This is a genomic window from Mycobacterium innocens, from assembly GCF_900566055.1.
Classification (GTDB): Bacteria; Actinomycetota; Actinomycetes; order Mycobacteriales; family Mycobacteriaceae; genus Mycobacterium; species Mycobacterium innocens.
Map to the genome: position 1 here is coordinate 1 of NZ_UPHQ01000277.1, position 16,080 is coordinate 16,080.

The 16,080-nt window shown below is 66.1% G+C and carries 13 protein-coding genes; 5 read left to right on the forward strand and 8 right to left on the reverse strand.

Annotation, left to right across the window (positions count from 1 at the left end):
• Both EET03_RS32545 and rraA read left to right on the forward strand, forming a co-directional pair.
• A partial coding sequence (locus tag EET03_RS32545; RefSeq protein ID WP_122508850.1) for an Rv3852 family protein occupies positions 1–372 on the forward strand: 372 nt, incomplete at its 5' end.
• Positions 373–376: 4 nt separating this feature from the next.
• A complete protein-coding gene (rraA, locus tag EET03_RS26945; protein ID WP_075543635.1) occupies positions 377–859 on the forward strand; it encodes a ribonuclease E activity regulator RraA in 483 nt (160 codons plus the stop codon).
• Positions 860–863: 4 nt separating this feature from the next.
• Here the strand turns inward: rraA and EET03_RS26950 are convergent, their stop codons facing one another.
• A complete protein-coding gene (locus EET03_RS26950) occupies positions 864–2,336 on the reverse strand; it encodes a flavin-containing monooxygenase (RefSeq protein ID WP_075543636.1) in 1,473 nt (490 codons plus the stop codon).
• 76 nt (positions 2,337–2,412) lie between these two features.
• On the opposite strand from EET03_RS26950, the gene EET03_RS26955 reads away from it, so the two are divergent.
• Complete coding sequence (locus EET03_RS26955; protein ID WP_075543659.1) at positions 2,413–3,060, forward strand: TetR/AcrR family transcriptional regulator; 648 nt, start codon at positions 2,413–2,415, stop codon at positions 3,058–3,060.
• Positions 3,061–3,069: 9 nt separating this feature from the next.
• Here the strand turns inward: EET03_RS26955 and EET03_RS32090 are convergent, their stop codons facing one another.
• From EET03_RS32090 to EET03_RS26970, 3 genes are all read right to left on the reverse strand, one after another.
• Positions 3,070–3,696: an ANTAR domain-containing protein gene (locus EET03_RS32090; protein WP_075543637.1), complete on the reverse strand. Its 627-nt coding sequence runs from the start codon at positions 3,694–3,696 to the stop codon at positions 3,070–3,072.
• Between the two features lie 88 nt (positions 3,697–3,784).
• A complete protein-coding gene (locus tag EET03_RS26965; RefSeq protein WP_075543638.1) occupies positions 3,785–4,168 on the reverse strand; it encodes a DEAD/DEAH box helicase family protein in 384 nt (127 codons plus the stop codon).
• A gap of 9 nt (positions 4,169–4,177) precedes the next feature.
• Positions 4,178–5,137, reverse strand: coding sequence for a sensor histidine kinase (locus EET03_RS26970; protein WP_075543639.1), 960 nt, complete (start codon positions 5,135–5,137; stop codon positions 4,178–4,180).
• Positions 5,138–5,253: 116 nt separating this feature from the next.
• On the opposite strand from EET03_RS26970, the gene dinB reads away from it, so the two are divergent.
• Entirely contained in the window at positions 5,254–6,456 is a 1,203-nt protein-coding gene (dinB, locus tag EET03_RS26975) for a DNA polymerase IV (RefSeq protein ID WP_075543640.1), read from the forward strand.
• Here dinB and EET03_RS26980 read toward each other — a convergent pair.
• Positions 6,445–7,452, reverse strand: a complete 1,008-nt coding sequence (locus EET03_RS26980; RefSeq protein ID WP_075543641.1) for a PHP domain-containing protein — start codon at positions 7,450–7,452, stop codon at positions 6,445–6,447. The two genes, dinB and EET03_RS26980, sit on opposite strands and share 12 nt — an antisense overlap.
• The gene (locus EET03_RS26985; RefSeq protein ID WP_075543642.1) at positions 7,453–7,884 is read right to left on the reverse strand and encodes a hypothetical protein; all 432 of its coding nucleotides are present in this window, start codon (positions 7,882–7,884) and stop codon (positions 7,453–7,455) included.
• Between the two features lie 51 nt (positions 7,885–7,935).
• Between EET03_RS26985 and EET03_RS26990 the strand changes: the two genes are divergently transcribed.
• The gene (locus EET03_RS26990) at positions 7,936–8,784 is read left to right on the forward strand and encodes an LLM class F420-dependent oxidoreductase (protein WP_075543643.1); all 849 of its coding nucleotides are present in this window, start codon (positions 7,936–7,938) and stop codon (positions 8,782–8,784) included.
• A 366-nt stretch (positions 8,785–9,150) separates the two neighbouring features.
• Here EET03_RS26990 and EET03_RS26995 read toward each other — a convergent pair whose 3' ends face one another.
• Both EET03_RS26995 and gltB read right to left on the reverse strand, forming a co-directional pair.
• Positions 9,151–10,617 carry a glutamate synthase subunit beta gene (locus EET03_RS26995; RefSeq protein WP_075543644.1) on the reverse strand — a complete coding sequence of 489 codons (1,467 nt, stop codon included), beginning with the start codon at positions 10,615–10,617 and terminating at the stop codon, positions 9,151–9,153.
• On the reverse strand, positions 10,610–15,214 hold the full coding sequence (gene gltB, locus EET03_RS27000) for a glutamate synthase large subunit (RefSeq protein WP_075543645.1): 4,605 nt from the start codon (positions 15,212–15,214) through the stop codon (positions 10,610–10,612). Before gltB ends, EET03_RS26995 begins: the two co-directional genes overlap by 8 nt.
• Between the last annotated feature and the right edge of the window lie 866 nt (positions 15,215–16,080).

Consider the following 16,080-nt stretch of genomic DNA (forward strand, 5'->3'; position numbering starts at 1 on the left):
GCCAAGAAGCAACCCGCCAAGAAGGCCGCGAAAGCCCCCGCCAAAAAAGCGCCCGCCAAGAAAACGCCGGCGAAAAAGGCGCCGGCGAAAAAAGCCCCCGCCAAGAAAACGCCCGCCGACAACCCGCAACCCACGCCCGCCACAATGGCCCCCCAGCCGCCCGGAGTCGAGCAGCGCGCGAAATCCAATGGCGAACTTGCCGCTGCCGCCAAAGATGCCGCAGCACAAGCGAAGTCAGCTGTCGAGCGGGCCAATGACCCACTTTCCCGGGACCTGGAGCAGGCGTCGAACAACTTCACCGTTCCACTGCTGGTCGCCGTCGCGCTAAGCCTGCTGGCAATGCTGCTGGTCCGGCAGCTGCGCCGCCGCTAGGTCGATGCGCCACGTGTCGTTTCGGCCGACGGCCGATCTGGTCGACGATATCGGGCCCGACGTGCGCAGCTGCGACCTCCAATTCCGCCAGTTCGGCGGGCGTGCGGAGTTCGCCGGGCCGATCATCACGGTGCGCTGCTTTCAAGACAACGCCCTGCTGAAATCCGTGCTCTCGCAGCCGGGGGCCGGCGGCGTGCTGGTTATCGACGGCGCCGGCTCGTTACACACCGCGCTGGTCGGTGACGTGATCGCCGAATTGGCCCGATCCAACGGCTGGGCGGGCCTGGTGGTACACGGCGCGGTGCGCGATTCGGTCGCACTGCGCGGCATCGACATCGGCATCAAGGCGCTGGGCACCAATCCCCGTAAGAGCACCAAGACCGGCGCCGGGGAACGCGACGTCGACGTCACCCTGGGTGGCGTGACATTCGTGCCGGGCGAAGTCCTCTACAGCGACGACGACGGCATTGTTGTCGTCTCCCCGTGAAAACCTAAACCCGCACGGGGGCAGGCTGCTTTTTGGAGAAGCGCAGCCCTTCGTCGTCGATCTTGCCCCGCCTGATCAGATGGATGTCGCGCAGATAGTTCTGGTTGAGCCGCCACGGCTTTCGCGAGCCCTGCTTCGGGAGTTCGTCGATCGAGCGCAGCACGTAGCCGGGGGTGAACTCCATGAACGGCCGCTCCTCGACATCCGGACCCGGATGTTCGGCCATCACAGTGTCAAATCCATTGGCGTCCATGTAGTTCAGCACACGGCAGACGAACTCCGACACCAGGTCGGCCTTCAGTGTCCACGAGGCATTGGTGTAGCCGACCGTGTACGCCATATTGGGAATCCCGGACAGCATCATGCCCTTGTAGGCCATCGTCTTGGTGAGATCCACCGGTTCTCCGTCGACGGAGGCGGTCGCCCCGCCGAAGAGTTGTAGGTTCAAACCCGTTGCGGTGACGATGATGTCGGCCGGAAGTTCACGTCCGGAATTCAGCCGGATTCCGGCAGGGGTAAACCGATCGATGGTGTCGGTGACCACCTCGACCTTCCCGTGGCGAATGGCACGGAATAGGTCGCCGTTGGGCACCAGGCACAACCGCTGGTCCCACGGATTGTAGTGCGGGCCAAAGTGCTTGCGTACGTCGTAACCTTCGGGCAGTTGACGCGCAGCCAAGCCCATGAACATCTTCCGCATCCGCCGCGGCCACTTCTGGCAGGCCCCATACACCGCCGCCTGGCGCAACACGTTCTTCCACCGGACCGCGAAGTAGGCCAGGTTTTCCGGCAGCCACCGGTTGAGCCTGTCGGCGATGCTGTCACTGTCCGGTTGGGAGACGATGTAGGTCGGCGAACGCTGCAGCATCGTGACGTGGTTGGCACCCGAATCCGCCAGTGCCGGAACGAGAGTGACGGCCGTTGCGCCACTTCCGATCACGACGATGTTCTTGCCCTCGTAGTCCAGGTCCTCGGGCCAGTGCTGCGGATGGATGATGGCACCGGTGAAGTCCCCCGCGCCGCAGAATTTCGGCGAATAGCCTTGTTCGTAGTTGTAATAGCCGCTGCACAGAAGCAGGAACGAGCAGGTGAGCTGGCTGCGGGTGCCATTGGTCTCGATGTTGACGGCCCAGCGGTTTTCGGCCGTCGACCAGTCGGCGCTGACGACTTTCTGGTTGAACCGGATGTGCTTGTCGATGCCGTACATGGCCGCGGTGCCCTTGACGTACTCGAGAATCGGCTTGCCGTCGGCAATGGCCTGGCGCTCGGTCCAGGGGCGGAACCTGAAGCCCAGGGTGTGCATATCGGAGTCGGAGCGAATGCCGGGATAGCGAAACAGGTCCCAGGTGCCGCCCATGGCGGACCGCTTTTCCAGGATGGCGTAGCTCTTGGTGGGGCAGCGTTCCTGCAGATGCCAGGCCGCGCTCACGCCGGAAATACCCGCCCCCACGATGACGATGTCAAGATGATCGGTCATGGATCCACGCTATCAACGGGATGTTGAATGCGTCAACGTAGTGTTGAAACCATCGACACACGGTAAGCTGCGGGTCGTGGCCACTTCCCCGACCGGTCAGGCGTCGCTGCATCGCGGCCGGCGCACCGCGCGGCCATCCGGAGACGATCGAGAACTGGCCATCCTGGTTACCGCTGAAAAGCTGCTGGAAGATCGTCCCCTGGCCGACATCTCGGTCGACGACCTGGCGAAGGGGGCAGGAATATCGCGGCCGACGTTCTACTTCTACTTCCCGTCCAAGGAAGCGGTGCTGTTGACGCTGCTGGACCGTGTGGTCACCGAGGCCGACACCGCGCTGGAAAACCTGATCCAGGCGCCGAACGCCGACCGCGACACCATGTGGCGCACCGGGATCAACGTTTTCTTCGAAACATTCGGTTCGCATAAGGCGGTCACCCGGGCCGGTCAGGCCGCCCGGGCAACCAGCGGCGAGGTCCGGCACCTGTGGTCGACGTTCATGCAGAAGTGGATCTCTTACACCGCCGAGGTGATCGCGACCGAACGCGACCGCGGCGCCGCGCCGGTCACCGTGCCCGCCCTGGAACTGGCCACCGCGCTCAATCTAATGAACGAGCGGACGCTGTTCGCGTCCTTTGCCGCCGAACAGCCCTGCGTCCCGGAGGCGCACGTGTTGGACACGCTGGTGCACATCTGGGTCAGCAGCATCTACGGCGAGGGGCGTTAATCCCGGCGGTCAATCGTGGCGTAACCGGTTCCGCACGGTTGTGATCGCGTCGTGAATGCCGCGGCGGGTTCGGCCCGAGGCAGGTCCGGCCAGCTGGTCGAGCAGCTGACCGGCGACATCGCGCAACTTGGTGTTGGTGTCCTGCGACAATGTCACCAGCATGTCGAAGGCTTCCTGGGCACTAACCCCGAAGCCGTGCATGAGCGCGTCTTTGACTTGCTCAATGGTCGCCCGGCTCTCGACATGCTGGTCGTTTTGCGGTTGTGACCAGCCGTCGTAGTCGGCGGGCGGCTCCAGGCGGACCCGGGCGAAATCGAGCACGCCGAAGGGGCGGGCGGCAGCGGGTTGATCGGTGCGCAGCACCACATCGCGGTTGCCGGAGCGCGCACAGCGATCCAGGATGTCCAGCTGGCGGTGGCCGATGAATACCAGCCCTTGCGCATCGAGGACAAACGTGTCGTCGCCGGTCAGCGGCCAGGTGCGGTGCAGCGACGCGGCGAAGACCGACTCGCTCGCGGCGTCGATCTCACCGGCCAGCGCAAAGCCGCATCCCGGTGCGGCGTAGAGCCCGAAACTGGGTGCGTGCGGGCCCACGTAGGGGTGCAGGCACAGCAGCTCGGCCGCGTCGTTTCTCACCTGGCCGGTGTCGTAGGCGCAAGCTCCGACACCGGAAGCACGGCCATTTCTGGTCGATCAGAAACTCGAAGCAGGCGAACGCATCGAGCTAGTCGGGCCTGCGTGCCACCGCAGTGCAATCCACCACGGCCCGGAAGGCCGCGTAGCCGTCGGCGAGCTTCTTCTCGACGGCCTCCACCCGCTGGGCCACGGAAGGCTCGGGATCCACGACGTCACTGCCGGGCCGAAAGGTACAGAACTCGTCGACCGGCGTCACGCCGATGCCGTCGATATCGATCTTGGACAGGGCGGGCATGGCGGCGAGTTCGGAGCGCAATTCGTCGCGACTGCCGGCGCCGAAGTACTCGACCCATTGATTCTGCAGCCGTCCGTCAACGATGTATTCGGCGGCACGTGCGCGAAACTGCGCTTGTTCGCTATAACCCCACCCGGCCGAAGGGGACCAGGCCCGCGGCTGATGCGACGACACCATGTTGACGGATCATGCGATCCCCCGTTTCGATGAGTCCATCCGGAGGCAGGCCTGGATAGTGGTGCCGTTGTCACCGGAGTGAGTACGGACCAGATCGGCCAGGGCATTGACCAGAAACAGGCCGCGGCCGCCGGCGACGCCGCGGACCGGAGGGCGCCGCCCGGCCAGGGGATCGTCGAACCGTCCGCGGTCGCTCGCCTCGCAGACGACATACCCGTTGTGCTGCCAGAAGGCCAGCCTGCATGGGCTGCCGGCGTGTTCCAGGCTGTTGGTGGCCAACTCGGTGGCGATCAGCTCGAGATTCGCTATCGTCGCGGCAGGCAGGCCCAGCCCGTTCCCATACCAGGAAGCGACCGAGCGGGCGGGCCGAAGATCGTTGGCGGACCGAATCGTATAGGTGACCGCTATCGGGTTGGCGGGCAGCGGCCGGTTGTAGCGCGCCAGCGCGTCATCCGGCGCATACTCGGCACTTCGGTCCGCCGATCCGTCGGTCCACACCAGCGGGTGGGTCATGCGGGCGTCGGCGACAACGTCGGCGCTCAGTCCGCGGGCGTCGTAGGGGCACAGCACCGTCGCGTCGCGTCCGGCAAACGCCGCATTGACCAACGCCTCGTGCTGCACGCATGCCGGATATTCGTCGTCGGTGCGGCCCGGCCACACCGGTTCACCGACGATCCGGACCGGCCGGCCCTCGTGCCCGGCGGCGAAAGCACTCTCCAACCCGAGAATCCGGCCGGGATTGCGGCCGACGTCGGTCAAGTCGACCAGGGTGACCTTCTGGCAGGCGCTGCCCAACGTGGCGCGTAGCACAGCAAGCTTGCGTCCGGGGACGGCGACCAGCACCGGCTCGTCGTTGCGTAGCCCGTCGAGGACAAACGGCACCACCGCTGCCAGGTACTCCGGCTCAGAGCGATAGAACAGCGCGAAATGCGCCAGGCTAGGTGGCGTTGCATGAGTGCTCGTGGTCATGCGGCCATCACCTTGATCCGCTAGTGGGCCTCCCCGTCCCCGATTGCCGATGCTACCTCGACGCGGCCGGCGTGCCGGCCGCAGCACCTTCGGCTGTCGTACCCAGCTGCGAACATATGTTCGTGCGGAATGAGGCTTCCATCTTGCACGCGGACCTGGATTCGTTCTATGCCTCCGTCGAGCAGCGTGACGACCCCGCATTGCGGGGCCGCCCGGTGATCGTCGGCGCCGGAGTCGTGCTGGCGGCCAGCTACGAGGCCAAGGCCTTCGGCGTGCGCACCGCCATGGGTGGCGCTCAGGCGCGCCGGTTATGTCCACACGCCGTGGTGGTGCCGCCGCGGATGAGCGCCTACACCCGGGCCAGCGAGGCGGTGTTCGCGGTGTTTCGGCAGTGCACACCGGTGGTGGAACCGCTCTCGGTGGACGAGGCATTCCTGGATGTCGGCGGGCTGCGCCGGCTCTGCGGGACCCCGGTCGTGATCGCGGCGCGGCTGCGCGCCGACGTACGCGAGCAGGTCGGCCTGCCCATCACCGTCGGAGTGGCACGAACGAAGTTCCTCGCCAAGGTCGCCAGCCAGGAGGCCAAACCCGACGGATTGCTGCTGGTGCCGCCGGATCAGGAACTCGCATTTCTGCATCCGTTGCCGGTGCGCCGGTTGTGGGGCGTGGGCGCGGTGACCGCCGACAAGCTGCACGCCCACGGCATTCATACGGTTGCCGAGGTCGCCGAGCTCAGCGAGTCCACGCTGGGCTCGATGGTCGGCGGCGCGATGGGGCGCCAACTGTATGCCTTGTCGCGCAACATCGACCGCCGCCGGGTGACCGTCGGCGTGCGGCGCCGCACGGTGGGCGCCCAACGAGCGCTGGGACGAGCCGGCAGCAGCATGTCGCCCGCCGAGATCGACGCGGTGGTGGTCACCCTGGTCGACCGGATCACCGGCCGGATGCGCGCCGCCGGACGCACCGGCCGAACCGTCGTGTTGCGCCTGCGATTCGACGACTTCAGCCGCGCCACCCGGTCACACACGCTGCCGTGGGCGACCGCGTCGACGCAGCCGATCCTGGCCGCCGCCCGGCGGCTGGTCGCGGCGGCCGCGCCGGACATCGCCCGGCGGGGATTAACCCTGGTCGGCTTCGCGGTCTCCGGTATCGACCGCAGCGGCGCCCAGCAGCTGATGCTGCCGTTTGACGGCGAGCCGCCGGACGTACTCGACGCGGCGGTGGACCAGATCCGGCGCCGCTTCGGCAAATCCGCGCTGACCCGCGCGGTGTTGATGGGCCGCGACCCGGGCGTGGAGATGCCGCGGCTACCGGACTGACACCCACTCCAGCAGCTGCTCGGCCGGCCAGGCGTTGATGACGCGGTCGACCGGAACACCGGCATGGAGAGCGCGTTGCGCACCGTAGCCAAGGAAGTCCAGCTGGCCGGGCGCGTGGGCGTCGGTGTCGATGCTGAACACGCAACCGATCTCCAAGGCGAGGTTGAGCAGGCGCGTCGGCGGGTCCCGACGCTCGGGGCGGGAGTTGATCTCTACCGCGGTGCCGTGGTCGCGGCAGGCGGTGAACACCGCCTCGGCGTCGAACTTCGATTCCGGCCGGATACCGCGGTTGCCGGAGACCAGCCGGCCCGTGCAGTGGCCCAGCACGTCGACGTGGCCGTTGCAGACTGCACGGACCATCCGCCGGGTCATCGCGGCCGCATCCATCGCCAGCTTCGAGTGCACGCTGGCCACCACGATGTCGAGCCGGTCCAGCAGCTCCGGCTCTTGGTCAAGGCTGCCGTCTTCCAGGATGTCGACCTCGATTCCGGTGAGGATGCGCATCGGGGCGAACTTATCGCGCAGCTGGTCAATGACGTCGAGTTGCTTGCGCAACCGCTCCGGGGACAGGCCGTTGGCAATCGTCAGCCGCGGCGAATGGTCGGTCAGCGCGCAGTATTCATGGCCCAGGCCGGCCGCGGTGGCCATCATCTCCTCGATCGGCGCCGACCCGTCCGACCAGTTCGAATGCAGGTGCAAATCGCCCCGCAGCGCGGCGCGCACCGCTCCCCCGCCGAGATCCTCAGCGGCAGAACGTAATTCGGCGAGAAGGTCCGGTTCGCGGCCGGACCAGGCCTGGTCGATGACCTTGGCGGTTTTCGGGCCGATGCCCGGCAGCGACTGCCAGCTGTTGGCCTGACCGTGCCGCTCGAGCGCTGCGTCGTCCAGCTTCTCGATGACGTCAGCGGCGTTGCGATACGCCATGACGCGCCTCGGGTCATGACGGCTTCGGTCCTTGTAGTAGGCGATCTGGCGCAGCGCGGTTACCGGATCCATCTAACTCAACTGCCCCGCGATGAAGCCGGCGAAAACCACGGCGAAACCGCCTATTTCGCCGAGAATGAGCCAGGTCATGCCCAGCCGGGTTCCCGGTGCCGGAGGGTCGAATTGGTTGTCGGTGTCGCGCCGGGCACCGTGCCAGATGTAACTGCCGATCGCGGCGACGAAAAACAACACCACCACCATCGCTGCCGTCAGGTTGAGCCACGCCGGCCAGGCGCTGAGCTCGACGAAAACCGCGATCAACAGCGTCGCGAACGCGTAGAGCAGCGCCGCCCGATGAGCGATGTCGACGTAAACATGCGCCCGGCGGTCATCGGAGACCATGATCTGCCGGTACTTCCACACCCCGAGGACAAGCGCCAACAAGAAGATCAGTCCGGCCGCCAGCAGGGTGAGTTTGGTGTCGATTCCCGGGGCGTAGCACATCGTTGCCTCGAGTGTAGTTGCGCTTTTGGACGCCGGACTACCGTCGGCTTCATGCGATTCGCATTCAAGACCTCACCGCAAAACACCACGTGGGCACAGATGCTGGCGTTCTGGCAGGAAGCCGACGACATCGACGTCTACGAATCCGGTTGGACCTTCGATCACTTTTACCCGATCTTTTCCGACCCCAGCGGCCCGTGCCTGGAAGGCTGGACGACTCTGACCGCACTCGCACAGGCCACCCGGAGGCTGCGGCTGGGCACCCTGGTCACCGGCATCCATTACCGGCACCCGGCGGTGCTGGCCAATATGGCTGCCGCCCTGGACATCATCTCCAACGGACGACTCGAATTAGGCATCGGCGCCGGCTGGAACGAGGAAGAGTCGGGCGCCTACGGCATCGAGCTGGGCAGCATCAAGGAACGCTTCGACAGGTTCGAGGAAGCGTGCGCAGTGCTCACCGGCCTGCTCAGCCAGGAGACCACCAACTTCGACGGCAAGTACTACCAGCTCAAGGACGCCCGCAACGAACCCAAGGGCCCGCAGCGGCCGCGCCCACCGATCTGTATCGGCGGCAGCGGGGAAAAGCGGACGCTGCGGATCACCGCGCGCTATGCCCAGCACTGGAACTTCGTCGGCGGTCCGCCCGAGGAGTTCGCCCGCAAGCGTGACGTGCTGGCCGCACACTGCGTCGACATCGGTCGCGATCCGGACGAGATCACGCTGTCGGCCCACCTGCGCTTGGATCCGGAACGCAACTACCAGCGGGTCGTCGACGCCGCGGCGGCACTGGCAGCCGAAGGTCTGGACCTCGGAATCGTCTATGTCTCCCCACCCCACGACCCTGCGGTCGTTGCGCCGCTGGCTGAGGCGATCCGGGAATCGGGGCTGCTTTCGTAATCCGGGCCCAGATAACAATTTGATATCGCTGAGCAAACTCGTTGCGCCTGAGCGGGGCCAACCAGCTGGCCATCACATCGCGAAGCGGAGCAACTCTTCAGCGGTGACCAGACGCTCGTTCCTGGCGGGAAACTCGTGACTCTTTACCGGGTGACGAAACCACGACCAGGCGATTCGCCCCACCCGTGACCGGGGTACTGGGTTGCTATGCACAGCGACACTCCCTGCGATCGGACAACTCGGGCGGAACTCCACAACGCATCGCTGTGACGGAGCCCACAGAGGCCCATTAGACACCCGACGTCTGGCAAACAGCGAGCGACGCGCCGAGCAATCAACGGCATGTTTCTGGTGTTACTGGTGTGGCTATTGAAGCGGCGCAGCCGTCGGCTTGATCGGGGCCGGAAGCGCGGTGGAGCCCATCAGATAGCGGTCCACACCCGCGGCTGCGGCTCGGCCTTCAGCGATCGCCCACACGATCAACGACTGGCCCCGGCCCATGTCACCGGCCACGAACACACCCGGAACCGAGGTTTCGTAGTCGTCGCCGCGCGCCACGTTCCCGCGGTCGGTGAACTCGACCCCGAGATCGCTGAGCAGACCGGGCTTCTCCGGGCCGACGAATCCCATCGCCAGCAAAACCAGATCCGCCTCGAGTTCGAAGTCCGAACCTTCGACCTTGACGAACTTGCCGTCCTGCATGGCCACCTCGTGCGCCTTGAGCGCGGTCACGTGCCCGTGGTCACCGACGAATTCCTCGGTGCTGATCGAGAACACCCGCTCGCCGCCTTCTTCATGGGCCGCCGAGACCCGATACATCAGCGGGTAGGTCGGCCACGGGGTCGAGGGTGCCCGGCTGTCCGGCGGGCGCGCCATGATCTCGAACTGGTGGACGTTGACCGCGCCTTGGCGATGCGCGGTGCCCAGGCAGTCGGCCCCGGTGTCGCCGCCGCCGATGATCACGACCTTCTTACCCTTGGCGGTAATCGGCGGCTGCCCATCGGGTCCAAGGACGTCATCACCCTCTTGGACCCGATTTGCCCACGGCAGGTATTCCATCGCCTGGTGGACGCCATCCAGATCACGGCCGGGAATGGGCAGGTCGCGCCAGGCGGTGGCGCCACCGGCCAGCACCACCGCGTCGAAGTCGGCGCGCAGCTGCTCGGCGGTGATGTCGACCCCGACATTGACGCCGGCGCGGAACTCGGTCCCTTCGGCCCGCATCTGCTCCAGCCGCCGATCCAGGACACGCTTTTCCATCTTGAACTCGGGGATGCCGTAGCGCAGCAGGCCGCCGATCCGGTCGTCGCGCTCGAAGACGGTCACTGTGTGCCCCGCACGGGTGAGCTGCTGCGCGGCGGCCAGGCCGGCCGGGCCCGAACCGACGACGGCAACCGTCTTGCCGGTCAGCGTGTGCGGCGGCAGTGGCTCAACGAAGCCTTCCTCGAAGGCATTGTCGATGATCTCCAGCTCGATCTGTTTGATGGTCACCGGATCCTGGTTGATCCCGAGCACGCACGCCGGCTCGCACGGCGCCGGACACAGCCGACCGGTGAAGTCCGGAAAGTTGTTGGTGGCGTGCAACCGTTCGATCGCGTCGCGCCAACGACCCCGGCGCACCAGGTCATTCCATTCCGGGATCAAGTTGCCCAGCGGACAGCCGTTGTGGCAGAAGGGAATGCCGCAGTCCATGCAACGAGTCGCCTGCTGACGTAACGTCTCGTTGTCGAACTCCTCGTAGACCTCTTTCCAGTCGCGCAGGCGCAGTGGAACAGGCCGCCGCTTCGGCAATCTCCGATGTGTGTATTTGAGGAAGCCGGCCGGGTCAGCCATGCGCAGCCGCCATGATCGCCTTGTCCACATCCACTCCGTCACGCTCGGCCTCGGTGATGGCTTGCAACACCCGTTTGTAGTCGCGGGGCATCACCTTGACGAAATGCCGCTGCTGCCCATGCCAGTCGGCCAGAATGCGTTGGCCGACCGGGGAATCGGTGGCGTCGACGTGCGCCGCGATGATGCCCTGCAGGAAGTCCGCATCATCGGTGTCGAGCGTCTCGACGTCGACCATCTCGGTGTTGAGGTTGTCGGGTAGCTCGCCGTGCGGGTCGTAGACATAGGCGATCCCGCCCGACATACCGGCGGCGAAGTTGCGGCCGGTACGACCCAGGATGACGACCCGGCCGCCGGTCATGTACTCGCACCCGTGATCGCCCACACCCTCGACCACCGCATGCGCACCGGAATTGCGGACCGCGAACCGTTCACCGACCACGCCACGCAGGAAGACCTCGCCGCTGGTGGCGCCGAACAGGATTACGTTGCCCCCGATGATGTTGTCCTCGGCGACATAGTCGGGCGGCGCGTTGTCCGACGGCCGCACCACGATCCGGCCACCGGACAGGCCCTTGCCAACGTAGTCGTTGGCGTCGCCATAGATGCGCAATGTGATCCCCGTGGGCACAAAGGCACCGAAGCTGTTCCCAGCCGACCCTTCGAAGGTGATGTCGATGGTGCCGTCCGGCAAGCCTTGGCCACCATAGGCTTTCGTCACCTCGTGGCCGAGCATAGTGCCAACCGTGCGGTTGACGTTGCTGATGGTGGTCGAAAAACGAACGGGTGAACCGGAATCCAGCGCCTCGCGGCTCATCACGATCAGCTGCTGATCGAGCGCCTTGTCCAGGCCGTGATCCTGGCGCGAACTGCAGTACAGGTCCTGGTTCATGAACGCCGACTCGGGCTCATGCAACACCGGCGTCAGATCCAGGCGGTGTGCCTTCCAGTGGGCCCGCGCCAGGGTGGTGTCCAGCGATCCGACCTGGCCGACGGCCTCGTTGAAGGTGCGGAAGCCCAACTGCGCCATGTATTCCCGCACTTCTTCGGCGATGAACATGAAGAAGTTCTCCACGAATTCGGCCTTGCCGGTGAACCGTTCCCGCAGCAACGGGTTCTGGGTGGCCACGCCGACGGGGCAGGTGTCCAGATGGCACACCCGCATCATGATGCAGCCGGCCACCACCAGCGGCGCGGTGGAAAAGCCGAATTCCTCGGCGCCGAGCAGTGCGGCGATCATCACGTCGCGACCGGTCTTGAGCTGGCCGTCCACCTGAACCACGATCCGGTCGCGTAACCCGTTGAGCAACAACGTCTGCTGCGTCTCGGCCAGACCCAATTCCCACGGCGCGCCGGCATGCTTCATCGACGTCAGCGGGGTCGCCCCGGTACCGCCGTCGTGCCCCGAGATCAGCACCACGTCGGCGTGCGCCTTGGAGACACCCGCGGCCACGGTGCCGACGCCGTTTTCGGAGACCAGCTTGACGTGCACCCGCGCGAACGGGTTGGCGTTCTTCAGGTCATAGATCAGCTGCGCCAGATCCTCGATGGAGTAGATGTCGTGATGCGGCGGCGGTGAAATGAGGCCCACCCCGGGCGTGGAGTGCCGGACGTCGGCCACCCACGGGTACACCTTGTGACCCGGAAGCTGGCCGCCCTCACCGGGTTTGGCGCCCTGAGCCATCTTGATCTGGATGTCGGTGCAGTTGGTCAGATAGTGCGAGGTGACACCGAAACGGGCCGAGGCGACCTGCTTGATGGCGCTGCGGCGCCAATCCCCGTTGGCATCGCGCTCGAAACGGCGGACGTCCTCGCCGCCTTCACCGCTGTTGGAGCGGGCACCCAGCCGGTTCATCGCGATCGCCAGCGTCTCGTGCGCCTCCGCGGAGATCGAGCCGTAGCTCATCGCCCCCGTCGCGAAGCGCTTGACGATCTCGCTGGCGGGCTCGACCTCCTCCAGCGGCACCGGGGGCCGCACGCCCGCGCGGAATTTGAGCAAGCCGCGCAGTGAGGCCATCCGCTCGCTCTGATCGTCGACCAGGCGGGTGTACTCCTTGAAAATCTTGTATTGCCCGGTGCGGGTGGAGTGTTGCAGCTTGAACACCGTCTCCGGGTTGAACAGGTGGTATTCCCCTTCCCGGCGCCACTGGTACTCCCCGCCCACTTCGAGCTCGCGGTGCGCCCGTTCGTCCGGCCGGTCCAGGTAGGCCAGCGAGTGACGAGTGGCAACGTCTGCGGCGATGTCGTCCAGGGTGATGCCGCCGGTAGGGCAGGTCAGCCCGGTGAAGTACTCGTCGAGCACGTCCTCGGAGATGCCGACGGCCTGGAACAATTGCGCGCCGGTGTAGGACGCCAGCGTCGAAATGCCCATCTTGGACATCACTTTCAGCACGCCCTTGCCCGCGGCCTTGATGTAGTTGTTGAGTGCCTTCTTGCGGTCGATACCGTCCCCGAGGCATTCCAGGGCGCCCCGGTCGAGCATGTCTTCGATCGACTCGAAGGCCAGGTAGGGGTTGACCGCGGCGGCCCCGCAGCCCAGCAGCATCGCCATGTGGTGAACCTCGCGGGCGTCACCGGATTCCACCACCAGGCCCACATGGGTGCGGGTCCGCTCGCGCACCAGGTGGTGGTGCACCCCGGCGACGGCGAGCAGCGACGGTATCGGCGCCAGCTTCTCGTCGGAGTTGCGATCGGACAAGATGATGACCCGCGCACCGTCGGCGATCGCCGCCGACGCCTGAGCACGCACCTCGGCCAGTGCGGCCGCCAGTCCGGCACCACCCTCGGCCACCGGGTACAGACACCGAATGACCTTGGACCGCATGCCGTGCGGACGTCCGTTGACCTCGGTGTCCGGGTCGAGGTTGATCAGCTTGGCCAGCTCGTAGTTACGCAGGATCGGCTGGGGCAGCACGATCTGGTGACAGGAGTTCGCGTCCGGGTTCAGCAAGTCGCGCTCGCCGCCGGTGGTGCCCTGCAGGCTGGTCACCACCTCCTCACGGATGGCGTCCAGCGGCGGGTTGGTCACCTGGGCGAACAACTGGTGGAAGTAGTCATACAGCATCCGGGGACGCCGGGACAGCACGGCGATCGGCGTATCGGTGCCCATCGAACCGATCGGCTCCGCGCCGGTCCGGACCATGGGCGCCACCAGCAGGTTCAGTTCCTCGTAGGTGTAGCCGAAGGTCAGCTGCCGCACCACCAGCCGGTCGTGGGGCATCCGCACGTATTTGCCCGCCGGTAATGTGTCCAGCGGAACCAGGTTGCGGTCCAGCCATTCCTGATACGGGTGCTCGGCGGCCAGTTCGGCCTTGATCTCCTCGTCGGAAACGATGCGGCCCTGCGCGGTGTCGACCAGGAACATCCGGCCCGGCTGCAGCCGCATCCGGCGGACCACCGTCGACGGGTCGAGATCCAGCACGCCGGCCTCGGAGGCCATCACCACCAGGCCGTCGTCGGTAACCCAGATCCGCGACGGCCGCAGGCCGTTGCGGTCCAGCACCGCGCCCACGACGGTGCCGTCGGTGAACGTCATCGACGCCGGGCCGTCCCAGGGCTCCATTAGCGAGGCGTGATACTGATAAAAGGCCCGCCGCGCGGGGTCCATCGACTCGTGGCGTTCCCAAGCCTCGGGAATCATCATCAGAACGGCGTGCGCCAGGCTGCGCCCGCCCAGGTGCAGCAGCTCGAGCACCTCGTCGAAGCGCGCGGTGTCGGAGGCCCCCGGGGTGCAGATCGGGAACAGCTTCTCGATGCTTTTTGGATCGGCTTCCGAGCCGAACACGTCGGTCTTGATCAACGCCTCGCGGGCACGCATCCAGTTCTCGTTGCCGGTGACGGTGTTGATCTCACCGTTGTGGGCGATGCGCCGGAACGGATGCGCCAGCGGCCAGGACGGGAAGGTGTTGGTGGAGAACCGCGAGTGCACGATACCCAGGGCGCTGGTCAGCCGGTCGTCCTGCAGATCGAGGTAGAACGCCTTGAGCTGCGGCGTGGTGAGCATGCCCTTGTAGACGAATGTCTGGCCGGACAGGCTGGGAAAGTAGACGGTCTCCCGGCCGGGGCCGTCCTGGCCGGGGCCTTTGGTGCCGAGTTCATGTTCGGCACGCTTGCGAATCACGTAGGCACGGCGCTCCAGCGTCATGCCGGAGGCGCCCGTCATGAAAACCTGACGGAAGGTGGGCATCGCGTCGCGGGACAGGGCACCCAGGGACGAGTCGTCGGTGGGCACGTTCCGCCAGCCCAGCACGTGCAACCCCTCGGCCTCGGCGATCTTCTCCACCGCCGCGCAGGCAGCTGAGGCATCCTTGGACGACTGCGGCAAGAAGGCGATACCGGTGGCGTAACTACCCGGAGCCGGCAACTCGAAATCGACGACTTCTCGCAGGAACGCATCCGGGACCTGGATGAGGATGCCCGCGCCGTCGCCGCTGCGCGGCTCGGCGCCGGCGGCACCGCGATGTTCGAGGTTGAGCAGCGCAGTGATCGCCTTGTCCACAATGTCGCGGCTACGCCGGCCGTGCATGTCGACGACCATGGCTACCCCGCACGAATCGTGTTCGAATGCGGGGTTGTATAGCCCGACGCGCTTGGGCGCCATACCCACCTAACCCTTCAGCAGACTTTTCCTGCGCGGCCTAACCAGCAGCTCCGACGGCGCCATGCCGTGACGTTGCGGGCGTTGACCCCTCCGGTCTTGTCGATAGGCTGTCCGTCCAGCGGAATGATCAGGCCGGGGATTCGTCCGTGCAACGCTGAACGGTGCCCCGGTACCGATCTCGACAAGTCGTAAAACGATATGACGATACCCGCCTGACATGCCAACTTCCTCAATGGTAACCCGCCCGCCGGCCGTGCCGTAGGTGCCGCGGGACCGGCCTCCGACGACATCCTCACCTGCCGTTTTGGGACCGCGAACCCGTGCCCTCGCCCGCCTCCGAAGTGCTGCCGGTGGCCACAGTAACTACTTAGACCAAGTTGCTGGTGCGGCTCGTCAGCACCCGCTGCCACCACGGTCAGCCGATCGTACAACCGTCACACCGGTAACACGCTCGGTGATAAAGCATGGCAGCCATGGTGCGGAAACCGCCGGGTCGGGCGTCGACGGCGCGAGGAAAGCGCTGCGGCAGTGACCACGCGGCTCGCCGTCGAGTTTGCACAATACTAATAGGAGTCTAAAACCGCTTGTGACAGGCCGGCCGAGAACGAGCCTGGTCCACCAGGTGAGGCAGCCGGGCCGGTGCTCGATACTGGGACGGATACTGGTCGGTGTCCGGCGTTGGTGGTCCGACTCGACTGAGGAGCTTATGAACGAGCGCGACGAATTCCTTCGGGACCGGATGCGGCCGGCTCGGCCCGCCGGCCCGGGCAGCAGCCAAACCGGTCCGCAGGCCGGAGTTCCGCATTCGGCACCCTCGCGGGCCCCGGTGGCTCCTCCTCGCGCGTCGTGGCCGCATCCCCCCGCCC